Source organism: Glaciimonas sp. PCH181 (genome assembly GCF_003056055.1).
Lineage (GTDB): Bacteria > Pseudomonadota > Gammaproteobacteria > Burkholderiales > Burkholderiaceae_D > Glaciimonas.
On record NZ_PYFP01000002.1, the window covers coordinates 1,095,787 to 1,119,028 of the forward strand.

At 53.1% G+C, this 23,242-nt stretch carries 20 protein-coding genes; 14 read left to right on the forward strand and 6 right to left on the reverse strand.

Annotated elements, in window-relative coordinates; translation table 11 throughout:
• Positions 1–96: 96 nt before the first annotated feature.
• From C7W93_RS18145 to C7W93_RS18175, 7 genes are all read left to right on the forward strand, one after another.
• Entirely contained in the window at positions 97–651 is a 555-nt protein-coding gene (locus C7W93_RS18145) for a SiaB family protein kinase (RefSeq protein WP_108441660.1), read from the forward strand.
• Positions 652–769: 118 nt separating this feature from the next.
• Positions 770–1,159: a DUF1987 domain-containing protein gene (locus C7W93_RS18150; protein WP_108441661.1), complete on the forward strand. Its 390-nt coding sequence runs from the start codon at positions 770–772 to the stop codon at positions 1,157–1,159.
• Positions 1,159–1,878, forward strand: coding sequence for a GGDEF domain-containing protein (locus tag C7W93_RS18155; protein WP_108441662.1), 720 nt, complete (start codon positions 1,159–1,161; stop codon positions 1,876–1,878). Before C7W93_RS18150 ends, C7W93_RS18155 begins: the two co-directional genes overlap by 1 nt.
• Before the next feature lie 190 nt (positions 1,879–2,068).
• The gene (locus tag C7W93_RS18160) at positions 2,069–2,452 is read left to right on the forward strand and encodes a DUF2946 domain-containing protein (protein WP_108441663.1); all 384 of its coding nucleotides are present in this window, start codon (positions 2,069–2,071) and stop codon (positions 2,450–2,452) included.
• A gap of 139 nt (positions 2,453–2,591) precedes the next feature.
• Positions 2,592–4,940, forward strand: coding sequence for a TonB-dependent receptor (locus C7W93_RS18165; protein WP_108441664.1), 2,349 nt, complete (start codon positions 2,592–2,594; stop codon positions 4,938–4,940).
• A 146-nt stretch (positions 4,941–5,086) separates the two neighbouring features.
• The gene (locus tag C7W93_RS18170) at positions 5,087–6,556 is read left to right on the forward strand and encodes a PepSY domain-containing protein (protein ID WP_108441665.1); all 1,470 of its coding nucleotides are present in this window, start codon (positions 5,087–5,089) and stop codon (positions 6,554–6,556) included.
• A gap of 219 nt (positions 6,557–6,775) precedes the next feature.
• Entirely contained in the window at positions 6,776–8,149 is a 1,374-nt protein-coding gene (locus C7W93_RS18175) for a carbohydrate porin (protein ID WP_225869929.1), read from the forward strand.
• A gap of 15 nt (positions 8,150–8,164) precedes the next feature.
• Here C7W93_RS18175 and C7W93_RS18180 read toward each other — a convergent pair whose 3' ends face one another.
• The 5 genes from C7W93_RS18180 to C7W93_RS18200 all read right to left on the reverse strand — a co-directional run bounded on the left by C7W93_RS18180 (position 8,165) and on the right by C7W93_RS18200 (position 14,197).
• Positions 8,165–8,872 (reverse strand): transcriptional regulator NanR, encoded by a 708-nt coding sequence (locus tag C7W93_RS18180; protein WP_108441666.1) that lies wholly within the window; start codon positions 8,870–8,872, stop codon positions 8,165–8,167.
• 305 nt (positions 8,873–9,177) lie between these two features.
• Positions 9,178–10,596, reverse strand: a complete 1,419-nt coding sequence (gene oiaK / locus C7W93_RS18185; RefSeq protein ID WP_108441667.1) for a 3-oxo-isoapionate kinase OiaK — start codon at positions 10,594–10,596, stop codon at positions 9,178–9,180.
• Entirely contained in the window at positions 10,593–11,837 is a 1,245-nt protein-coding gene (locus tag C7W93_RS18190) for a ribulose-bisphosphate carboxylase large subunit family protein (protein WP_108441668.1), read from the reverse strand. The genes oiaK and C7W93_RS18190 overlap by 4 nt, the downstream gene beginning before the upstream one ends.
• A 217-nt stretch (positions 11,838–12,054) precedes the next feature.
• Positions 12,055–12,885 (reverse strand): phosphogluconate dehydrogenase C-terminal domain-containing protein, encoded by an 831-nt coding sequence (locus C7W93_RS18195; RefSeq protein ID WP_108441669.1) that lies wholly within the window; start codon positions 12,883–12,885, stop codon positions 12,055–12,057.
• Positions 12,886–12,934: 49 nt separating this feature from the next.
• Entirely contained in the window at positions 12,935–14,197 is a 1,263-nt protein-coding gene (locus C7W93_RS18200; protein ID WP_108442208.1) for an MFS transporter, read from the reverse strand.
• An 837-nt stretch (positions 14,198–15,034) separates the two neighbouring features.
• Between C7W93_RS18200 and C7W93_RS18205 the strand changes: the two genes are divergently transcribed.
• Entirely contained in the window at positions 15,035–15,367 is a 333-nt protein-coding gene (locus C7W93_RS18205) for a hypothetical protein (RefSeq protein ID WP_108441670.1), read from the forward strand.
• A gap of 78 nt (positions 15,368–15,445) precedes the next feature.
• On the opposite strand, the gene C7W93_RS18210 is transcribed toward C7W93_RS18205, so the two are convergent.
• A complete protein-coding gene (locus C7W93_RS18210) occupies positions 15,446–16,216 on the reverse strand; it encodes a ParA family protein (protein WP_108441671.1) in 771 nt (256 codons plus the stop codon).
• A gap of 267 nt (positions 16,217–16,483) precedes the next feature.
• On the opposite strand from C7W93_RS18210, the gene C7W93_RS18215 reads away from it, so the two are divergent.
• From C7W93_RS18215 to ggt, 6 genes are all read left to right on the forward strand, one after another.
• Positions 16,484–17,665, forward strand: coding sequence for a sorbosone dehydrogenase family protein (locus tag C7W93_RS18215; protein ID WP_370446481.1), 1,182 nt, complete (start codon positions 16,484–16,486; stop codon positions 17,663–17,665).
• A gap of 195 nt (positions 17,666–17,860) precedes the next feature.
• Positions 17,861–18,280, forward strand: a complete 420-nt coding sequence (locus C7W93_RS18220) for a YciI family protein (protein ID WP_108441673.1) — start codon at positions 17,861–17,863, stop codon at positions 18,278–18,280.
• Positions 18,281–18,340: 60 nt separating this feature from the next.
• A complete protein-coding gene (locus C7W93_RS18225; RefSeq protein ID WP_108441674.1) occupies positions 18,341–18,739 on the forward strand; it encodes a VOC family protein in 399 nt (132 codons plus the stop codon).
• Positions 18,740–18,949: 210 nt separating this feature from the next.
• A complete protein-coding gene (locus tag C7W93_RS18230) occupies positions 18,950–20,266 on the forward strand; it encodes a DEAD/DEAH box helicase (protein ID WP_108441675.1) in 1,317 nt (438 codons plus the stop codon).
• 6 nt (positions 20,267–20,272) lie between these two features.
• Entirely contained in the window at positions 20,273–21,232 is a 960-nt protein-coding gene (locus C7W93_RS18235) for a polysaccharide deacetylase family protein (protein WP_225869930.1), read from the forward strand.
• 307 nt (positions 21,233–21,539) lie between these two features.
• On the forward strand, positions 21,540–23,201 hold the full coding sequence (gene ggt, locus C7W93_RS18240) for a gamma-glutamyltransferase (RefSeq protein WP_225869976.1): 1,662 nt from the start codon (positions 21,540–21,542) through the stop codon (positions 23,199–23,201).
• The last annotated feature ends 41 nt before the right edge of the window (positions 23,202–23,242 follow it).

Sequence of the window (23,242 nt, forward strand, 5' to 3'; positions counted from 1 at the left end):
TCTGAACGGGCTTTACAGACGTTATGGGTGTAAGGCAGACACTAGCACAGCCCATTTTGAGGTTGGCGTGGCACCACGAAAGACCGGAGAAAAACCATGACGGATATCCCCTACAAAGAATTTTGTGAAATCGCGACTAAACGCAACGTGATCTTTTATTACGGCGGCTATTTTTCGCAGAATATTATTTCTGCTATGGCAGACGCGGTCAAAATGCGTATTCAACACGTCGGCGCAGCTGGTCAGACGCGTCGTAAGCTATTTTCATCCTTCGTGGAAATGGCACAAAATATTATTCATTATTCTTCTGATTCGGTCGATCCGGCAGGGCAAACCGATAGCCAGATACGCCACGGCTCGGTCTGCATCTGCACCAAAGGCGATAAGTTTTTTTTACATTGCGCAAACCCCATCAAGACCGAAGTCGCTGACCGTCTGCACGAAAAACTGGTGCAGTTAAGAACAATGACGATGGATGAAATCAAGACTGCATATAAAGAGATGCTGCGGGCCGATACGCCAGAAGACAGTAAGGGTGCCGGGTTAGGATTATTGACCGTGGCGCGGGACGCCAGCGAACCGCTGGAATTTGAATTTTGTCCCACAGCGCAGCTGGGCAACACCATGTTTTACCTGAAAGCGACGATTTAGGTATTGGTAATCCGCGGATTCTGACGACGAAAATATCCCGTGTAGCTGCCCTTATGTAGCCACCTTTTTGCATCGTTATGCATAGTTATTATTCACCCTGATCACAAAACGGTTCAATATGGAAAATTTGTTTATCCCTGCAACACCCAGCTCGCCGGAGGTCGATTTTCGGTTCGACGAACACTTGCTGTCCTTAAAAGGTGAATCCTATCCAGAAAATGCCGCCGCATTTTACGGCCACGTGATCAGCGCATTACGTCAATATTTACACCAGACCGAACCTCCGGCGACCATCACGCTAAACGTTGCCCTTGTCTATTTCAACAGTTCCAGCACCAAGATGCTGTTTGCCCTGTTTGGCGCGCTTGATGAAAAAGCTAAAACGGGCACTAACATCATCCTGAACTGGCATCACGACGTTGAAGACGATACGATATTTGAATTCGGACAAGAATTACGAGATGACTTTTCAAATCTTCAGTTTCACGACCAAGCACACCAACATTAATGGACGTTCCTGACCTTTTCGAAGATGAAGCTGCCGTGCTGGCAGAATCGCGCAATGTTTTCGGGATGGATGCCCTGCCCGCAGAATCCTACCGCAACGCGCTAGGTAATCTGATGATGCATTACGAACGCATGATGCGCGAAACCCGCCGTTTAATTCACCGCAGCGATCGTGAAGAACGTGAATTGAACGAACTCAATGCGCGCTTGCAGCACCTGACAGCGCAGCTTGACTACAAAGCCAGTCACGATACGCTTACCGGCGCCCTCAATCGCGGCGCGGTGTTTGAATTAGCCCCACGCTATTTATCCGTTGCACCTCTGGCATTGGTGGTGCTGGATATCGATTTCTTTAAGAACATCAATGATGCTTTCGGCCATCCGATGGGCGATGCGGTGATCTGTGAACTGGTCACACGTCTGAAAGTTGCGCGGAATGGCGTCGGCGAAGTGGGCCGCGTCGGCGGTGAGGAATTCACTATTCTGTTGCCGGATATTGGCGCGGCCGAAGCGGCCAGAATGGCCGAAACCATGCGGCGCAGTATTGCCGATCATCCGTTTGCCTGTCTGCCTGCGTATCAAGTCACGGCCAGTTTCGGCGTCAGCTGGAGCCCACCAGGCGGCGATTTCATCGATTTATATGGTCGCGCCGACGAAGCGCTCTACAAGGCAAAACGGGCCGGTCGTAATCGTATTACCAGTGCAGAAATGGCAAATTGACGCCGGAGCTGCCTCAAATTGCGCCAAAAATAGTGGCATCTGCGCACATTGAAACGCCGATTACGCATGCCAATGCGAATTTCATTACACTATTTTTCAACTTGTACTTCGCAGGCCTTCGCCATAAAATACGACAGTTTTGTTGCTCTCTGGGTTGTCCGATAGTCGTCCCCATCCCCGTAAATCATTGATGTTACGCACCCGCCGCCAAAAAGCCGTTATCTGGACTTGCCTGTTAGCCCTCTGGCTAAGCATGTTCATGCCGGCGATTTCGCAGACGCTGATGGCGCGCGGATCGGCTGGCGTATTTGACCAGATATGTACGTCTTCCGGATTGGTCCACCTCGACGCAAATGAGGGCCACAAACCTTCGATGCCGATGGCGGACCACTCGAACGCTTGCGGCTATTGCACACTGTTCGCCAACAGTCCGCCAGTAATCAGCACGTTTGAACTGGTCATTCCGACAGTCGCTATCGTCCTGCATGACAGCCCGTTGCTGTATGAATACCTGCCTCCTCGCCCCTTTCGCGGGCAAACCAATCCGCTTGATCCACCGCTGACGCTTTCCTGATTTTTTATTCCAGTCGTTGATGCCGGTTGCTGCGCTTTTTCCATGTGCGGCGGCCATGCATTTGCTTATGCAGCTACGCGTTGCATCACGGTTTGACACCGTCTGCGCCTAGCTGCGCGTTGAAATCCAGGGGAAGTTTATGCTTAATTTGCGCTCGCAAACTAAGGGTGTTTTGTCACGTCCAGCCTTATTATTTAAACAAAAATCTTATCTATCGGCTGCGTTGCTGCCGTTATCCGTATTTGCACTGCCAATGTTTTCTGCCAGCGCTTATGCCGCAGAAGAAACCGTGACAGAAGTTGTCGTCACCAGCGCCAGAGAAAAGCAGGCGTTCGATGCCAATCTGCCCGCCACCAGCGAACGGATTACGGCCCGGCAATTAGAAACGCAAAATATCGTCAACACCGAAGACGCGTTGAAATACATGCCGAATATGGCGATACGCAAACGTTTTATCGGCGATGAAAATGCGACTATTTCAGTGCGCGGCAACGGCACGTCTCAGACAGCACGGGGACTGGTGTACGCAGACGGCTTGTTATTGAGTAATTTACTCGGCAATACGCATAGTTTTCCGCCGCATTGGTCGATGGTTTTTCCCGAAGACATTGCGCAAGTCGATGTAATGTACGGCCCTTTTTCGGCACTGTATTCCGGCAATTCGATGGGGGCAACGGTGGCAATCACGACCAAGATGCCGACCAAATTGGAGGCCATGGTCAAGGCGCAGGTGTTTAGTCAGCAGTTCAGCCTGTTTGGGGTAGACAGTCATTACGACGGCAATAAAACCACTGCCTCTATCGGTAATAAAATCGGCAATTTTTCTTTCCTGCTGGGCATAGATCATCTTAGCAATGCCGGACAGCCGTTTGTCTACGCCAGCCAGCCTCGTTCAACTACGCCAGCCACAGGAGCAGCGATTCCGGTCACTGGCGCGTATCCATATACCGATCCAAATGGTGCGCCCGCGACCATTTTTGGGGTGAATGGCGAAGGTGCAGAAAGGGCCGTGCAGGATCAATTCAAGTTTAAAGCGATCTACGATATCACCCCAACTTTACAAGCCGGTTTGACTTTTGGTTCCTGGCGGCAACAAGTCAGCAGCAGCACTTTCACGTTTTTGCGCGATGCGAACGGCAATCCGGTGTATTCCGGTTTGGTGAATATTGGTGGCTATCAATACAATTTGCCGACCTCATTCTTTGCACCCTCCGCCAGCGAAAGCGAAAATCAGCTGTATGGATTATCACTTAAAACGACCCATTCCAGCGGTTGGAATGTTGCCGCGATTGCCTCGTATTTTGATATTTCAAAAAGTATTTCCCGCTCTGCCAGCAGCGGACTGGCAAGCAATCTCAAAGGCGTGGCGACGTTTGGCGACGGCTCTGGCTGGAAGACGCTTGATCTGTCCACCGACTACAAACCGGCCACGGTCGAGGCGGGCAGTCACTGGCCGACTTTCGGCTATCACTACGACAATTATTTTTTGGAAAACACTACCTATAACCTGAACAATTGGCGCAACGGCGGCAGTGGTGATGCAGGCAGTACGTTCAACAATGCCTTCGCCGGAAAAACCGAAACCCAGGCGCTGTTTGCCCAAGATGCATGGCAATTGGCCCAACGCTGGAAGCTGACTTACGGCTTGCGTTACGAAGATTGGCGCGCCTATGACGGTACCCGCTCAGTAGTCGGTTCCAGTCAGTCGTATAGCAATCGCACGCTGTCGGCATGGTCGCCAAAAGCGGCGCTGTCGTTTCAGGCCACGCCCGATCTGACTTTCCGCTTTTCTACCGGACGCGCAGTGCGCTTTCCAACCGTCAGCGAACTATTTCAAGGCAGTCTGACTGGCTCGACATTGGTAAATAACGACCCTAATCTAAAGCCGGAAACCGATCTGGCGAAAGAGTTGAGCGCGGAATGGGCGCAACTCAACGGCACGCTGCGGATGTCTTTATTTGAAGACGACGTGAAGAACACTTTGTTTAGCCAAACCAATACCGCGGTGTTTCCTAACGTGACCAATATTCAAAACATTGATCGGGTCCGTTCACGCGGCATCGAACTGAGTTATGCGGGTGAAAATGTGTTGGTGCCCGGGCTAGATGTGAGCGCCAGCGTGGGCTATACACGCTCAATCATTTTGGAAAACAGCAAAAATCCGGCGACGATAGGCAAGAACTTCTATCGCATCCCACTCTGGCGGGCAAATCTGGTCGGCACTTATCGCGTCAACGATCAGGCTAGCGTGATGCTGGGCGGGCGCTATTCCGGTCGCCAGTTTAATACCCTGACGAATATCGACACCAATCCAAATACGTTTGGCGGCACAAGTTCGTTTTTAGTTTTCGACACAAAACTGACGTTCAAACCGACCAAAAACACTGAGCTTGGCGTCGGTATCGACAATCTGACAGACCGCCGCTATTACGTGTATTACCCCTATCCCGGTCGGACCTTTTATCTGGAAGCAAAAATCACGATGTGACGTCTTTGTTAAAGGCAGCTTATTTAGACACCTTATTTAGACGCTTTAGAAACGACAAACCCGCATTTTCTTCTTTTTGAAGGCATGCCGGTAAGCCGGGTTTTATCCGCCATCGATGACTTATTTTGAGGTTCGACCAGAAAATCATGCAGACAACTCTTACCGCACCATCTAACAACGACGCTTCGCGCAATTACCGCATTCTGTGGCGCTGGCATTTTTATGCCGGACTATTCGTCATGCCATTTTTAATGGTGCTGGCGATTACCGGATCGATCTACGTATTCAAGCCGCAAATTGATACCGCGCTGTATGGCGACAAATTATTTGTGGCCTCTAGTCAGCAGGCGCGTCTGGGTTATGACCGGCAATTAGCCATCGCCGCCAGCGCGGTGCCGAAAGAGGCGACGGCGACCTCGGTCAGCGTCAGCAGCAACCCACGCCGCAGTACCGAAGCGGTGTTCCGTTTAGCGTCTGGCGACAGTACCAGTGTGTATGTCAATCCATACAGCGGCGAAATCCTTGGCACGCTGAGTGTGCAACATCGGCTGATGCAACAGGTGCGCCAGATTCATCGCGATCTGATGCTAGGCAAATGGGGCGGCTGGCTGATGGAACTGGCAGCTTGCTGGACACTGATTATGGTCGGCACCGGAGTTGCGCTATGGTGGCCGAATAAGGCGGCATCGGTGTGGGGAAGTTTGCTGCCGCGCGCCGGTCTGCGCGGCCGGGCGCTATGGCGAGAATTGCATATGGTGATCGGATTTTGGGTCGCGATTGGTGCAGTATTTTTTATCCTCAGCGGCTTACCGTGGTCTAGCTTCTGGGGGTCAAATTTTCAGGCGCTTGTGACGTGGGCGAACGTCGATACCAACACCAATAAATCCGTTGAAACGGCGAAAACCGAACACGTTCACGATGCCGCAACTTCCCCTAAAGCGGACGCGGCCATGTCTATGGACATGCCGATGAAAATGCAGGATTTGCCATTAGCCGAGATTCCATGGGCAGTAGGCGCGACAACCGTGCCGCAGTCAAATCTTGCGCATTTGTCGCATCTATCCTCCCACGATAGCGCGCTGCCACCGCAACGTCTGACGATTGACCAAGTTGCCGCGATTGCTGCCAGCAAAGGAATGCTGACCTATCAGCTTGCCTTACCCGGTAAAACCGCCAGCGTCTTCACCGCATCATATGCGCCCGGCGCGGCAGAGTTTTTACGCTCCGATCTTGATCGACAACGGACGCTGCACATCGATCAATACAGCGGCAAAATCCTGAAAGATATGCGCTTTGCCGACTATGGCGTCGTCTCTAAAGCCGTGACGCTGGGCGTGGCGTTGCACATGGGCGAATATTTTGGACTGGCCAATCAACTTATCTGCGCGGGGATTTCATTAACATTGCTGGGGATGGCAATTACCGGTTTCGTAATGTGGTGGAAACGCCGCCCACAAAAAGCCCTTGGCGCACCAAAACGCGTACTGCAACCGCCAGCATCGATCAAACGCTGGAAAGGCTATATGGCACTGATGGGGATGTTGTTTCCGCTGATGGGTGCATCGATGATTGTGGTGTGGCTGGGGGATACGTTATTTTTTAAAAATAAGGCTTGAATCGACGGGTGCGGCTAGCCAAATAGAACATGAATATATGACGAGAATATGGTCACGTCGTGGTCATGTCGCTCCCAAACAACGCCCGTTTAATAGGACCGCTATCGTCCTTGACTTAAAAAATGGCGACCAATAAACTCGCGCTGTTTTCAGCTTCTGGCATCTTTGTGAACGCTCTTCCGCAGGGTTGTGCCAGAAATTTCAAATAGCGGAGCAATTTTGTTCATTTTTAGTAAGAAAAATATCGTCATCAACTGTCTGCTTGCACAGTTGATCGGCATACCGATGCTGTCGAACGCGCAAGAAACCCCCGCCCCTGCGCTCACTACTACATCCCCGGATGATGCAAAAATCATTGCTCCTGAGACATGGAACGCAAAATTTCAGACTACCTATATCTGGCAACGCAAAGCGTCATTTAACGCGCCTTACAGCGGCACCAATAGCTTGTTGCCAGAAGAAGAAAAAGCCTATTCCCTCAGCGCGACTGCTTATTTCGGCTTGCGCTTGGCACCCGGCACAGAGGTGTATTTCAATCCCGAAATGGTGCAAGCCGTACCGCTTTCCGGTTTGCATGGTATGGGCGGCATGACCAATAGCGAGCAACAAAAAACCAGCGGACCGAATCCGACATTTTATCGGGCGCGCTTATTTTTAAGGCAGACATTTGACCTTGGCGGTGAAAAAGATGCGGTCGAGTCCGGGCAAAATCAGCTGGCGGGGATGGTCGATAAACGTCGGCTGGTGATTACGCTGGGCAACGTCAGCGTGACCGATATTTTCGATAACAATGCTTACGCACACGATGCCCGCACCCAATTTGTGAATTGGTCGTTTTTAACCTACGGCGCTTATGATTATGCGGGCGACACACGCGGTTATACCTGGGGCGGCGCGGCGGAATATTACTATGATGACTGGGCCTTGCGCTATGCGCGCTTCATGGTGCCGCAAGTGTCGAACGGCCAGCCGCTGGAAACCCGCATCGCGCAGTATTACAGCGACCAGATCGAAGTCGAGCGCGGTTATACGCTGGGCGATCAAACCGGAAAAGTACGGTTTCTGGTGTTTCGAAATAAAGAAAATATGGGCAGTTTCAGCGATGCCATCGCCGCTGCAAACGGCGGTGTGCCATCTGTCGCCAATGTTCGCAAAGATAGTTTTAAGGTCGGGTACGGCTTAAGTCTGGAACATGCCGTGCGGCCCGATGTCGGTTTATTCGCGCGCGCCAGCCGCAACGATGGCAAGACGGAAACCTATTCCTTCACCGAAATCGAACGTTCTGTGACCGCTGGCGTTGCCATCAAAGGCACGCAGTGGGGGCGATCCAACGATACGTTTGGTCTGGCCGTGGCGGAGAACGGGCTAAGTAAAGCGCATCGCGATTATCTGGCCTTAGGCGGGCTTGGTGCCTTTATCGGCGACGGGCAGCTGAATTACAAACCCGAGAAAATCTTCGAGGCGTATTACAACTTTCAGCTGATCAAAAACACGTTTTTGATGGTCGATTATCAGCGTATCGCCAACCCCGGCTATAACGCGGATCGCGGTCCTGTGAACGTTGGTACGGTGCGTTTGCATGCTGAATTCTAAGTGAATTGGCTGAGATTAACGCTGATCAATCCGGTGATACAGTTCGTTGGCGCGGTTCAAGTGGCTATGCATGGCTTCAGCGGCAGCGTCGCCATCGTGGCGGGCAATCGCATCGATAATGCGTTGATGCTCGGATAGCGTGAGTTCTTCTGCGCCGGGTGCGCGCACCAGCGTTTGATAGTATTCACGGGCCCAGCGGAACATCGATTCGACGATCGCCGGATAAATCGGATTGCCACCAATGGCGGCAATCTCACAGTGAAAATCCATATCGCGATCAATGAATTCTTCCAGATTCACCATCGATGCGCGATGCTGCACGATCCTGAGTTGCAGCCGGGCTATTTGCTCATCGGTCGCACGTTCGGCGGCCATTCTGGCGGTGCCGGTTTCGAGAAAGATGCGCGCTTCTTTCAGATGTTGCAACATGTCCGGTTGGGTCCGCAATAAATGCATCGCGCCACCCGCAATCTGACCGATTAATTGCTCGGCAGTCGGGACCACGACGCGCGCCCGTTCACCGTGAGCGATTTCGACAATTCCGGAACGCTCCATAGTTTGCAGCGCTTCTCGCACGGCAGGGCGGCCAACGCCGTACATCTCCATCAATTCCCGCTCGGACGGCAAATGCCCGCCCAGTGGAATCGCGCCAGAACGAATGCGTTCCATCAAGCGATCCAACACTTCGTGGTAGAGCTTGCGGCGGGGGATGATCTCGGACATGGGCGGCGAAAGGGAAGAGTGAAGGGAGGTAAAACGACTGCGTTATAACATAAGGTGCTGACTATACCATACCGTTATGCCCTCTAAAACCCCAGATTATCTGGCGCAATATTTCGCTAAATAGCCTGCCGTCATCTACTCTTGCCTGCGTAAATTATTATAAATAATGCCCAATCTTGCATATTGCAGGAATTATCTCGCCAAATCATAATAAGAACAATTCGTATTGTCGTGTAGCTCAACCTCGGCATCACATTGCTGCCTGGCATGTGGCGGCATGGCTTGCCTTGTTTATTCCCGTTGCCTTAGCCGGATACTTTGTCTATCGCAGGCATCGCGCGCTGCCCTGAGTCGCCAAGCACATCGCCGAAGAATGCATCACCGCCGATTTGACCGCCTTTCAAGACAATCTGCAAGCCGTCGCGTTGCGGATAAGAAGACCAGACCCGGCACAAAGGTGCGCCCGGTGCCAGACCGGCAATCACGCTCAGCGCAGTAATCCCTAATGCGCTGGCGACCTCGCCCGAGCTATCGCCACCGGCGACAACGACGCGTTGCAAGTCAGTCTGATTAAGCAGCCGACGCATGATATCGGCCAGTGCCGTGCCAATACTGCGCGCTGCATCGGCGCGGCTGTGTTTAGATTCAGCAGCGATGGCATCGAAGTTGATGACGCTGGCATCGTCTGGCCCTTCCGCGCTGTAAACCACGGCGCTGGTGCCGCGCCGAATTGCGGTGGCAGCGATGGCGACTACGCGGCCGATTTCGATATCGCGGGTGATCGGATCAAGCGCTGCCGCAAGATTCAGCCGTTCAGTATGAAAACCATTCGCCCGCGCCCAACCGATCTGGGCCGCCGTTACTGGCGAGCAACTGCCACTGACAACGGCAATCGCCGCGACGCTTTCCGCGGTTGGCAACGCGGCCTGTTGCGGCAGCAAGCCCAGCGAGCGCCAATACGCGGCCAGCGCATATTGCAAACCCGAGGACGAGGCGCTGAAGACGCCATCGCCGCGCTGCTCCCATAACAAACGCCCCGCCGCTAACAGCGTTGCATCGTCGAGCACATCGATCATGACGACCGGCACATCGGTCTTGTCATTGCCGGAAAATGCCGCTAGCTGTGTCGTTGCATTGTCCTGTTGCAACGCCAACATATCGATCAATTCAATCCGGCGCTGAGTTTGTTTGCCCAGATGCAGGCGCAAATCGGATTCCGCCATCGGCGTGACCGGATGATGCGCCATGGTCGGATGACGGTCTAGCCGATAACCCACGCCATCCACCGCCGCAAACAGGTTGCCAAAAATCTGAAAACGTTTCAACCGTGGCGCGCCAACGATCATCGGCGACCAACGACCCGGCATATGTTTCACGCCGAGATCGATAGCGCAGCCTATCGATCCGGTTTCTTCCGAAGAATCAAAGGTGGAGCAAACTTTGTAGTGCAAAATCGGTGCGCCCAATGCAGCAAGACTAGCAAAGGCGGCGGGTAATTCGGCCCGCATCCAGGCTGGATTGCGACCGCGTGATGAACCTGCCAGCCCGATACAACGGACTTCTGGAAAGCGCCTCAGCATCGCTGGGGTCGGCGGCTCCAGAAACAGCACGGTTGGCACACCGGCGGCGGTCATCGCCTCCATCGCATCGGTCGAGCCGGTGAAATCGTCGCCGTAATAGGCCAGCAACAGGCCATCCGGCCAAGCAGATTGTTGCGCCGTCATTGCCAGAATCCCAATGCCTCGCGCAGGGCCGGGCTACGTTCGGCTTGTTGCGCCAGCGGTACGCCATCTATCGCGGCAACCCACGCTTCACGCAAGGCTGTAACGCCAGCAGAAACGCCGCCCGGATGACCGAAAATACCACCGCCAGCGGTATGAATCAGATCCGCACAGCCAAGGGCGGCGTAGGTATCCGCTGCCTGCAAGCCGGTTTGTCCTGAGCTAAAGACCGGCATCGCCGTCATCGGCGCGCTCGCCATCACCGGTGCCAGCACCGAGCGTGCAGCGGCAATCACGCTTTCGTCCGACTCGCTAAATTTGTTACGCAGACCGTTGACGTGCAAATGATCGGCCCCGGCCAGACGCCAGAGCATTTGCCACGGCGCAAAATCCCAGCCCAATTGCGGACTGCGGCTTAAATAGCCCCATCCGGCGCGATGGGCATGGATCGGCAACTGAGAATGGCGACGCAATTCGCGCAAACCGACCAGACCGACCGAATTCAGACACACCATGATGCAGGTGCCGCCCTCGGCTAACACCAGGTCATGACGACGACGCATTTCATCCAGATCGCCGGTTAGATTGAAAGCAACCATGGCTTTCTTGCCGGTGCGTTCTGCGTTGTCGTTGACGACGCGCATGACGGCGCGCACGCGTTCATCAAACGGGCAATACGTGCCATCGGCCTGCAACTCGTCATCTTTAATGAAATCGATGCCGCCAGCGACCAGTTTTTGTACTTGTTCTGCGGTTTCTGCGACTGACAGACCCACGCTGGGCTTGATGATGGTGCCAATCAACGGACCGTGCTGAACGTTGGCGAGTTTGCGCGTGCCTTCGATGCCGAAAGCGGGGCCGGGATAGGCGGCACCGAAAGCATCGGGGAGCTTCAGGCCGGTCAGCCGCAATCCAGAGACTTGCCGCAACTCAAAAAGATTGCCCGCAATGGTGGACATCAAATTCGGCAGCGACGGGCCGATATTTTCCAGCGGCCATGAGAGTTCGAGGGTGCAGCGACGATAGGTTGACGATTGCATCCCGCCAGTCAGGCTGGGCGCACCGACTTCGTCCAACACTTCTAGCCGTTCCACGCGCGCGCCGGAGCGGGCTTTCAGCGCCGGTGTTTCGGTCGGAAGTGCAATAAAGGTGCCGCTCGATTGTTCACCAGCGATCACCTCTGCGGCACGCGCAGGATCGTCTCCGGTTTCCAGCCAGTAGGTGGCGTATATGCGCTCGCTCACTGTAAGTCCTCTCATATTTAGGTATCGGTGCGTAAGTCCGCATAACTATTTATACGTCGTTGCCGCTCCTTGCCGTACTCTCGTACTATCTGCGTCGGGGTGCCTAGTCTAAACAGTCATGCAGCCTTACTCAGGCATCCGCAACAGTGCGGATCATCGAACGCCGCGCCGCCGACATTAACCTCGGCGGCGCGATCGACTGAAAATGATCGCTGGATCAGGTAATGCGGCGAATACTTTCGGCGATTTCTTCGCGGTCAAATATCTTGATCCAGTCGTCGCGCATCAAACGCGGTTTGCCAAATTCGATTGCCTTGTTGCAAGCATCAGAAAACGCGCCGGGGATTTCGTTAAAGATCACCGCGCCAAGAATATTCATGTGGCCTAGCAAGAAATCGCGAGCAGCTTCTTTTGGCACACCACGACGTACGGTTTCGTCCATTGCTTCGCGCATGACGGACAGCAGCGTGGCGCAGATGGTCTCGGACAAGCCCGGCTCTAGCAGTGCCATTTGATCGACCGTCAGACGGTACGAACGCATGATCGGTGCATAGATGACTTTGGCGACTTCTTCGCCCAGATCAAAGGCTGCTTCCGGTCCTTGCATCAGCGCGCTGGTGATCGATTGTTTAGCTGCGCCGCCGCCGAAATAGTCACGCCGCGCTTCTTCGGTGGTTTCGTCGTTATAAATCGGTGGATGGCAAGGATGTGCGACGAAGTACACCAGATCTGAGCGCTCTGGCAGGTGTCCTGCAAACGGTGCCGCGGCATCAAGTGTCATGACCATCACACCGGCGCGCAATTTTGGCGAAATTTCTGCAGCGATCTTGCCGATCAAGGTATCCGGCACTGCCAAGATGACGACGTCGACGTTGTCCAGCGCCACATCGACACTGACGCAATCGATGCCGAGTTCGTCTTTCAAGCGTTTCTGACCGACCGCGCCGACTTCAACGTGAGCTACTTTGTAGGATGAATTCTGTAAGTTCTTTGCCAGACGCACACCCATTTTGCCGCCTGCGCCAAATAATGCGATTCTTTCGTTCATGTTGCTCTCCGATGTAAATGAAATGACCAATACGTTAATACTGGCTACTTTAGGTTAGGGACCGCGCACCTATGGGCTGGTCGTTGACTGAGGTTTTCGCCAGCGCATTCAGCGAAAAAGCGAGGACCGCCGATAGCAGCATCAACGCACCGACGATGAACATCGGGGCTTGATACGATCCGGTGGCATCCTTGACCGCGCCGGTCACATAGGGCGCGGCGAAACCGGCAAGATTGCCAATGGTATTGATCAGCGCGATGCCTGCTGCGGCCCCGGCACCGGACAAAAAGCGACCGGGAATCGACCAGAAAGTCGGCAACGCAGAGAAAATTGCGCAGGCAGTAATAGTAATCACGGCAATCGTCGCGACCGGCGATTGCATATATAAAGCCAGCGGAATACTGACCGCACCGACCAGCGCCGGTACGCCTACGTGCCAGGTTCTGACGCCGCGCCGGGTCGCATCACGACTCCATAGAAACAGGGCGACAGCGGCAGGCAGATAAGGAACGGCGGTAATCAGGCCTTTTTGGAAAACGTTAAATTTAGTGCCGAATTGCCCTTCAAAGCCGCCAATGATGGTCGGCAGGAAAAATGCCAGCGCATACAAACCGTAAATCAGACCGAAATAAATCACTGCCATCAGCCAGACGCGGCCATCGAGTAACGCTTTAAGGGCAAGCGGACTGTGTGATGCGCCTTTTGCGGTTTCTTCTTTCGCTAATTCTGTGGTGAGCCAGTGCTTTTCTGCATCGTTTAGCCATTTGGCATCCGATGGCTTGTCGGCCAGATAAAACCACGCAACGATCCCAATCGCAATCGCCGGAATAGCGACGCCGAAGAACATCAAGCGCCAGCCTGCCAGACCGAACATGCCGTGTGCACTCATCAGCAACGCAGCCAACGGTGCGCCGATCACAATCGTCAATGGCTGGGCTAGATAAAACAGCGCAAGAATATGGCTGCGGTGTTTGGCGGGCACCCACAAACTCAGAAAAAGAATCGCGCCGGGGAAAAATCCTGCCTCAGCGATCCCCAGCAATATCCGCAATGCATATAGCTCGGGAATGCTGCTGACCCAGGTAAACAGCAACGTCACGATGCCCCAGGTCACCATAATCCGCGCCAGCCAGCGGCGGGCACCAAATTTATACAGCGCCAGATTGCTCGGGATTTCCAGAAAGATATAACCGACAAAAAATACACCGGCAGCAAAACCGAATTGCGCAGCGGTCAGGCCGAGATCTTTGTTGAGCCCGTTGGGGCCAGCGAATGAAATCGCGGTCCGGTCCAGGAAGTTGATAAAAAACATCAGCGCTACAAAAGGTACGAGCCGAAGCGACACCTTTCTGATAGCGGATTTTTCGATAGCAATAGTTGCGGCGGTCGTGGTCACAATGTCTCCTTGCGATTTTGTCGGGTTTTTTATTTTTATAGTGGCCCAGCTGGCGGCTGTATTCGGCGAGAGATACCGAAACGAATACGACCGTGGTCCCAAAACCGTTTTTTTGATGAAAGAACTCAACTGGTATAACGAGCATACCACCGCACATTGAGTTGATACAAGTTGTATTTTGAGCGGATTTTTTGCTTAGCCAGGATTACGGGCTTAATTTAGTAAGAGTTGTATTTATAGAAAGTAGGAAGTAAACGATGCCGCAGCATATTGGCGGCGTTTTCGTTCGATGCTTAAAATTTGAGCACTTTTTGAAATTTGTTCGGGCGCGGGTCCCCTAGACTTCAGGCTGTCCAATATCTGCATTATCGAAGATCAGTGCAACTGATCAAAGATTGCACGTTCGCTGGAATACATTGTTACCAACCCTAGCGGAAATCTAACCTGAAACCTGATCTGAAAGAAGTGGTAGCGCGGAACATAGGTCATAGTGAAAGAGCGATTGCCGACGCGTTCCTGAACCTATCCTCCCTTAATCTCACGGCCCCGCCAACCCTTGATGTAGCTGGCCACCCGTTGATACCGCATCAAAGTAATGAATTAATGACGCGAGTATCGCGCTTGAGCCGGTAGAAAATATGCTTTTTCATGCGTCCTTAACGTCGCATCACCAGTTGATTTGCCGATCACCGCAATAAGGCCATTTCACTCTGTTGAGATGGCCTAGTTTTTTAAAGAACGCAAGGAATGAACATGATTGATGGAGCACTCTCTACAGCGTCGAATTACCCGGCGTTATCCGCTTCCAGCATGGCTTTAGCCGCTGTCAGCAAGGCCTGTACTTTTGCGAATTGCTTTGCCTCAGCCGGGAACAGGCCGGAGACTTCTTGGTCGGCATTGGAGGTAGGCTGTTATACCAATAGATTACCGATACAGCGCGGACCTCTTCGTCTGGGAGACTTCGCCAAAGCACAAATAGCGGATATCGATACGTCAGCACGCCCGTTAGTCAATACAAACAATATTGTCAAAATCCCGCTCCCTGAGTTCGACAACCCCGAAGCCGAGGATCAGGTGCAAGGCTAACGCACAAAAACACAGGCGCTAACGTCAATCGTTAGCGCCTGTGTCATTAGTCTGATCAGTTTGCGATACCGTGCAGGGTCAGGCTGATTGCAATTCCTGATACAACGCCAGAAATTCATGGCTCAATTTATGGCGCGGGTCCAGATGAATCATCGGCAAACCCTGCTCGTGCGACTCACGGATTCTGATCGAGCTGGAGAGTTTGCTGTCCAGCACCGGCAATCCTTCTGCCAGCAGTTCATTCACCACCCGCAGCGGCAAGCTGGCGCGTGGCTGAAACTGATTCACGACGATCCCCTCAACGGCTAGCGACGGATTGTGATCAGCTTTGATCTCTGCCACATTATTCAGCAACGTGTACAAGGCCTGACGCGAGAAATCATCGCAATCAAATGGGATCAAACAACAATCGGCGGCGATCAGCGCGGATTGCGTAAAGAAGTTATACGCAGGCGGCGTGTCAATGATGATTTCGTCAAACTCTTTCGCCAACTCCACCAGCGTATCGCGCAATTTATAAATCTTATGACGCGATTCCAGTTTCGACTGCAAATCGCCAATTGCCGGATGCGACGGCATCAACGACAGGTTCTCAAACCGGGTCGGATGCACATAAATCGTCGGGGCCTTGGGATAAATCACAAAATCCAGCGTTTGCTGAAAATACTCTGCCACGGTCGGCTGCACTTCTTTAGCCGCCTCGCCCATCAGATAACGGCTGGAATTACACTGCGGATCGATGTCGATTAACAGTGTTTTTTTGCCTTGATGCGCTGCAATGGCGGCAAGATTGACCGCGATAGTCGATTTACCGACGCCGCCTTTTTGGTTAAAGATGACACGTTTCATGTTGCATCCCAGAATGATGATGTTGGCTGGTTTTAATCGGAAAGTGGAAAAATTGGTGCACTGCAAAATATGGCTTAGTGTCGCACATTTTTTAGGCAGATATGTTGTTTTAGAAACAAGGATAAAAAAGAATCTCAGCACACGATTTTCCGAGACTTGACGGCACTTGCTTAAGAGGGCAAGGTTACTTGCCTTTGTATTACCTCTGATTAGGTAACACCCAATCAATCAACATCCCCACTTTGCGTCCCCACACCGGAGCATGCCATGCATCCCACGACGACAATCCACACCCGAGTACATCTCAAACGCTGGTCAATGTTGCGCCGGTTGATCGGCGTTCTGCTGCTGGGATTAATGGCAACCATGGCAACAGGGGCAAATGCCGCTAATCTGATGCTGGATAAACTACAGTTGCCACCGGGTTTTCATATCGCCGTGCTGACCGATGCCGTGCCGAATGCACGCCAAATGACATTAGGCCGCTATGCCGATGGACGCGGTGTGCTGTATGTCGGCAGCATGGGCGCGGGCAAAGTCTACGCCGTCGCTTTGGATCAGGGTCACGCCAGCACGGTACACACGATTGCGTCAGGTCTGGAAATGCCGGTCGGCGTAGCCTATCGTGATGGTCAGTTGTATGTCTCGGCGGTATCGCAGATTCTGCGACTGGATGGCATCGACGACAAACTGACCAATCCACCTGCCCCGAAAGTGGTCACAGATCAATTCCCCAGCGAAACGCATCATGGCTGGAAATTTATCGCCTTTGGGCCAGACGGCTGGTTATATGTCCCCGTCGGTGCGCCGTGCAATATCTGCATGCCAGACGCCCGCCACGCCAATATCCAGCGCATGAAACCCGATGGCAGCGGACTAGAAGTGGTGGCGCGCGGCGTTCGCAACTCGGTCGGCTTTGACTGGAATCCAACCGATAAATCGCTGTGGTTCACCGATAACGGGCGCGACATGATGGGCGACGACACGCCTAGCGACAAGCTCAATCATCTGGAAAAAGTCGGTCAGCATTTCGGCTATCCCTACTGCCATCAAGGCGATACGCCTGACCCCGAATTTGCGGGTAATCGTAAATGTGACGAATTCGTGCCGCCAGCGATCAAACTTGGCGCACACGTTGCCTCCCTTGGCATGCGGTTTTATACCGGCCAACAATTTCCTGCCGCCTATCGCAATAACGCTTTCATCGCTGAACATGGCTCGTGGAATCGCAGTAAAAAAGTCGGCTATCGCATCGTCAGAGTGACATTTGATGCCCAAGGCCGCGCACTAAGCCAGACGCCTTTTGTTGAAGGCTGGCTACAAAAAAGTGCTGGTGGAAAAGAAACGGTCTGGGGGCGTCCGGCGGATGTGCTGCCACTGCCAGACGGATCGCTGCTGATCAGCGACGATTTGGTTGGCGTGATTTACCGCGTGACTTACTCTCCTTAATTATTCCCCGTAATTATTCGCCCTGATTATTCGCCCCGGTTTTTCGACCTGATTTATGCGCCTTGATTGCCTCCGTTGGTGGTCTATGCTGAAAATACTTCATCCCTATTACATCAACTAAATGGCGCATCGCGTCAGGGATGAGTGCGTCCTGACGCTAACGTCGATCATCACTTAACTGAAAGGAGAATAACAATGCGATTCATGGTGATTGTGAAAGCCGACAAGAACTCGGAAGCGGGCACGCTGCCCGACGAAAATCTGATTGTTGCAATGGGAAAATTCAATGACGAACTGATCAAGGCCGATATGTTACTGGCCGCAGAAGGCTTGCACCCAAGTTCGAAAGGCGTGCGGATTCGCTTATCGGCACAGGACAAACCCGTCGTCATCGATGGTCCTTTCATCGGCGAAGCGGGCTTGATCGCCGGATTCTGGCTGATTCAGGCGAAAACCAAAGAAGAAGTCATTGCCTGGTTTATGCGCTGCCCATCCGACGTGGGTGAGATCGAAATCCGCCAGGTATTCGAAGCCGAGGACTTCGATCCGGTGATTAAGACCGAAGCCGGACGCGCAACAATGGAGGCCGAACAAGCGTTTAGAAAACCCGGTTAATGACATAAATACCCTCCAGCAACCCAGATAATTTCTCACTTTTTATCAAAGGAGCACACCATGCAATTAAATCCCTACCTCGGTTTCAACGGTCAGTGTCGCGAAGCATTTACGTTTTATGGGCAATGTCTGGGTGGCAAAGTCGTTGCCATGATGACCTATGCAGAGACCCCGATGGCCGACAAAATGCCAGCGGAAATGCAAGACAAAATCGCCCATGCCCGTCTGATGGTCGGCGATAAAATATTGATGGGTTCGGACAGTCCACCCAGCCAGTTTGAGGCCGCAAAAGGTTTCCACGTCACGCCCGCAGAAGCTGACCGTATTTTTGCTGCATTAGCAAAAAATGCCACGATTCAGATGCCGATAGAAGAAACTTTCTGGGCCAAACGTTTTGGCATGCTGATCGATCAGTACGGCACGCCATGGATGATTAACTGTGAGAAAGTCGGCAGCTAGCCTTAGGCAAGCGTTATCCTGCACCACGCCGCTGAGAGACGCTTGCAACAATGTCCCTCAGCGGTCAATTTGCTGTCGCGGTGGTCAAAGCGGTCATTTAGAGCGACAATCTGCCATCTGCTGCGGCGCGGATAATTGATCCCCAGCGATACCCGGCGATACCGCACACGCGCCCTTCCCTATTTACCAACGAATCACTAAGGCCCCTTTATGCCATTTTCCTCATTGGGGCTACTTCCCTCCCTCTTGCATGCTGTCAGCGAAAAAGGTTATCTCGCCCCGACGGCGATTCAAACCACTGCTATTCCGACCATTTTGCGCGGCCATGATGTGCTGGGTTCAGCGCAGACCGGCTCGGGCAAAACCGCCGCGTTTTGTCTGCCGATGCTGCAATTATTGCAAGATGGCAGCAGCACAACACCGCGTGCAAGCGGCACAATCCGTCCTAATCGCCCGGTTCGCGCATTAATTCTGGTGCCGACGCGTGAGCTGGCGGCACAAATTGGTGAGTCTATCCTGACAACATTACGCAGCATGGCTGAGTATCGTGCCACCCCCGCCGCATCGCTAAAAATCGCGACGTTATTTGGCGGCGTATCGATCAATCCACAAATGATGGCAATGCGTGGCGGGGCCGATATCGTTGTTGCAACGCCCGGACGTTTGTTAGACTTGCTGGATCACAACGCGCTCACCATTGGTAGCGTGAGGATGCTGGTGCTGGATGAGGCGGATCGTCTGCTCGATATGGGCTTTGCGGAGGAAATCGGACGGATTTTGGCGCTGCTGCCAAAACAACGTCAGAACGTCTTCTTGTCAGCAACCTTCCCGCCAGAAGTAGAAGCCCTTGCCGAAAAAATCGTGCAGAACCCTACGCGCATCGCCATCACATCCGAGCCGCTGGCCGCACCGGCGATTCTGCAACGGGCGATTGCGGTCGATCCAAAACGTCGTACGCAATTGCTAGTGCATCTGTTAAAAGAACACAAATGGCCGCGCGTGCTGGCATTTGTCGCCACCAAATATGCCGCCGACTACGTTACAGAAAAATTGCATCGATCCGGCATCAAGGCCGCCGCATTCCACGGCGATTTCAGCCAAGGCGCACGCGAACGGGTATTGGCCGAGTTCAAGGCTGGCGCGCTGCAAGTACTGGTCGCCACCGATGTTGCCGCCCGTGGCATCGACATTCCACTGCTTCCAGTGGTGCTGAACTACGATTTACCGCGCTCGGCAGACGATTACACGCATCGCATCGGACGCACCGGGCGAGCAGGTGAAACCGGGATTGCCCTCAATTTCATCAGCGCCGATACCGAAGCGCATTTCCGGCTGATCGAAAATCGCCACAACGTGCATTGCCCACGGGAACAGATTCCCGGCTTTGAACCAGTCGAAACGGTGACAGCGGCACCACTCATCGCAGCGGACTCGAATGGCGGCATTAAAGGCCGACGCAAAAGCAAAAAAGATAAATTGCGCGAGGCGGCCGCAGCAACTATTTCTACACCCGAACAAAACGACTAGAAACACATGATGACTTCCAGTGCATCCCCAATCAACGCCGCGTCGCATTCAATGCTTGATATCAAGCGCCAAACCAAAAAATGGTTTGCTAGTGTGATCGTCGCGGTTGTGGCGATGACTGCGGCAGGGTGCGCGATCCAGCCGGTGCCAATGTCAGCGTCCACGGCAGCAGCGCTTAAATCGCAACCGCCGATTCGATTTTTGCTGACATTTGACGATGGACCGGCCAGACCAAAAACCGACAATCCAACACTGTTGATCTTAAACACATTGGCGCAAAATCCCGTGCAGCCCGGTATCAAAGCACTGTTTTTTGTGCAAACCCGTTCCGCTGGCGCTGGCGAAACTGACTTTGGACACGACATTCTGCGACGCGAAGTTGCCGAAGGCCATTTGCTAGGCTTTCATACCGCTACCCCGCGCCATGCCAACCATCGTTTTCTCAGTCCGGAAAAATTCGCGCAATCGCTCGACGACGGCATCGGCGACATTCTGGCCATTCAGGGCAGCCCGCCCAAGCTGGTGCGACCGCCTTTCTGGAACTATGACCAACGTACTTTTACCGTCTATCAACAGCACGGCATGCATATTTTGCTGACCGATTTAAGTGCGAATGACGGCAAAATTTACGGCTTCAAAGCCAGCTTGCGCCGCCGCTCGAATATGTTGCATCTATTGACCGATGTGCGCCAACGGATTGCCAGCGGCGAATTACCGGCGGTCGATGGCAGCATCCCGGTGGTTGTCACGTTTCATGACATCAATAGCTACACCGCCGACCACATGGCGGAATACCTGCAAATCCTGCTCGACTGCGCCCGCGCCGTCCAACTGCCAACGGCGACCAAACCGTTTTACGAGGATAAAACCAGCGTCGAACGCGCTGCGCTCGCCAGAACCGTCAGCGATGGTACGCAAGGCGGAAAGGTGCCAGGATTCTGGAACTTTTTATGGCGTTGGCTATAAGTAGTTACCGTAATTCTGTCACTTCCGTTGCGCACTAACAACGTAAACCGGCATACAAAAATTGCTCAGATAGCTACAATAGCTGAGCTGTCGGCTGTCTACTATTTATTAGTTGCAGATTATTCATAGCAACCGATAACGCCGTCACGGGCTTCAATCATGTACTGGTTTGACAACAGTTAAAAATAAGGGGAATTGTATGCGTCTCAAAAATTGGTTAAAGCCGCTGGCTGCAACCGCCTTCGCGCTGGCCTTAATCGGCAATGTTCAAGCGGTTGGCGTACCTGCCGTCGAAGCAAAAAATGGCATGGTCGTTACATCCCAGCATCTGGCGTCTCAAGTCGGTGTAGATATCCTGAAAATGGGCGGCAATGCAATCGACGCAGCAGTCGCAGTCGGCTACGCGCAAGCAGTTGTCAATCCATGTTGCGGCAACATTGGCGGCGGTGGTTTCATGACCATCCATCTGGCCGATGGACGTGACACTTTTATCAATTTCCGTGAAAAAGCCCCTGCTGCAGCCAGCCCAAATATGTATCTGGATGCTGACGGCAAAGTCATCGGCGACGCCAGCCTGTACGGCTATTTGGCAGTCGGCGTACCGGGCACAGTGCTTGGACTCGACACAGCGCAACGCAAATACGGCAAGTTGACGCGCGCCCAAGTCATGCAACCGGCGATCAAGCTGGCGCGTGATGGTTTCATCCTCAATCGCGGCGATACCGACATTCTCGACACCACGATCAAATACTTCAAAAAAGATCCGGAAGCCAGCCGCATTTTCTTGCGTCGCGATGGTTCACCATTGCAGCCGGGCGACCGTCTGGTGCAAAAAGATCTGGCTAAAACGCTGGAAGCTATTTCCCGCCGCGGCCCTGATGCTTTCTATAAAGGTGCGATTCCTGAAGCCGTCGAACGTGCTTCAAAAATGGGCAAAGGGATTATTACTGCCGCCGATTTCGCTGACTATAAAATCACCGAAACTGCGCCTGTAACCTGCGATTATCGTGGTTATGTGTTTGTGTCGGCACCGCCGCCAAGTTCGGGTGGCGCGACTATGTGTCAAATCCTCAACACGCTTGAAGGCTATGACATGAAGGCGCTGGGCTTCCACTCGGCCGCATCGATCCACGTGATGACCGAAGCAATGCGTCATGCTTATATGGACCGGAATACGTTTTTGGGCGATCCTGAATTCGTAAAAAATCCGCTTGATCGTCTGCTGAGTAAGACTTACGCAGCATCTATCCGCGAGAAAATCAGTGCAGAAAAAGCCACACCGTCCGATCAAGTTCAGCCGGGCATGGCACCGCATGAAAAACCAGAAACCACGCATTATTCGATCGTCGATAAGCTGGGCAATGCTGTTTCCACCACTTACACAATCAACGGTCGCTTCGGCGCGGTTGTAATTGCACCGGGCACAGGCTTTTTCCTTAACGATGAGATGGATGACTTTACCGTCAAAATCGGCGTGAAAAATCTGTATGGCTTGGTACAAGGCGCGACGAACTCGATCGCACCTGGCAAACGTCCGCTGTCATCGATGTCACCAACCTTGATTACTAAAGATGGCAAAACGTTCATGGTGGTAGGTTCACCGGGCGGTTCGCGCATTATTACTATCACGCTGGAAACTGCGTTGAATGTGATCGACCACGGCATGGGACCGCAAGAAGCAGTTGACGCGCCGCGTATTCATCACCAATGGTTGCCGGACGAGGTGTATTACGAAACTCGTGGAATTTCACCGGATACATTGAAAATCCTGCGCGACAATGGCTACAAAATGACAGAACAAACGCCTTGGGGCGCTGCTGAACTAATCATGATCGGCTTGCCGGGCGCTGCTGGTGTGTCGGCCGCAAGTTCGGGTAATGATGCTGGCGTATCAGGCAAGGTTCTGCCGGGCTACTTTTACGGCGCGAACGACGGTCGTCGTCCTGCTGGCTCCGCCGCTGGGTATTAATCGTTCTGATCAGATCGCTGGATTGATCTGATCAGTTTGAA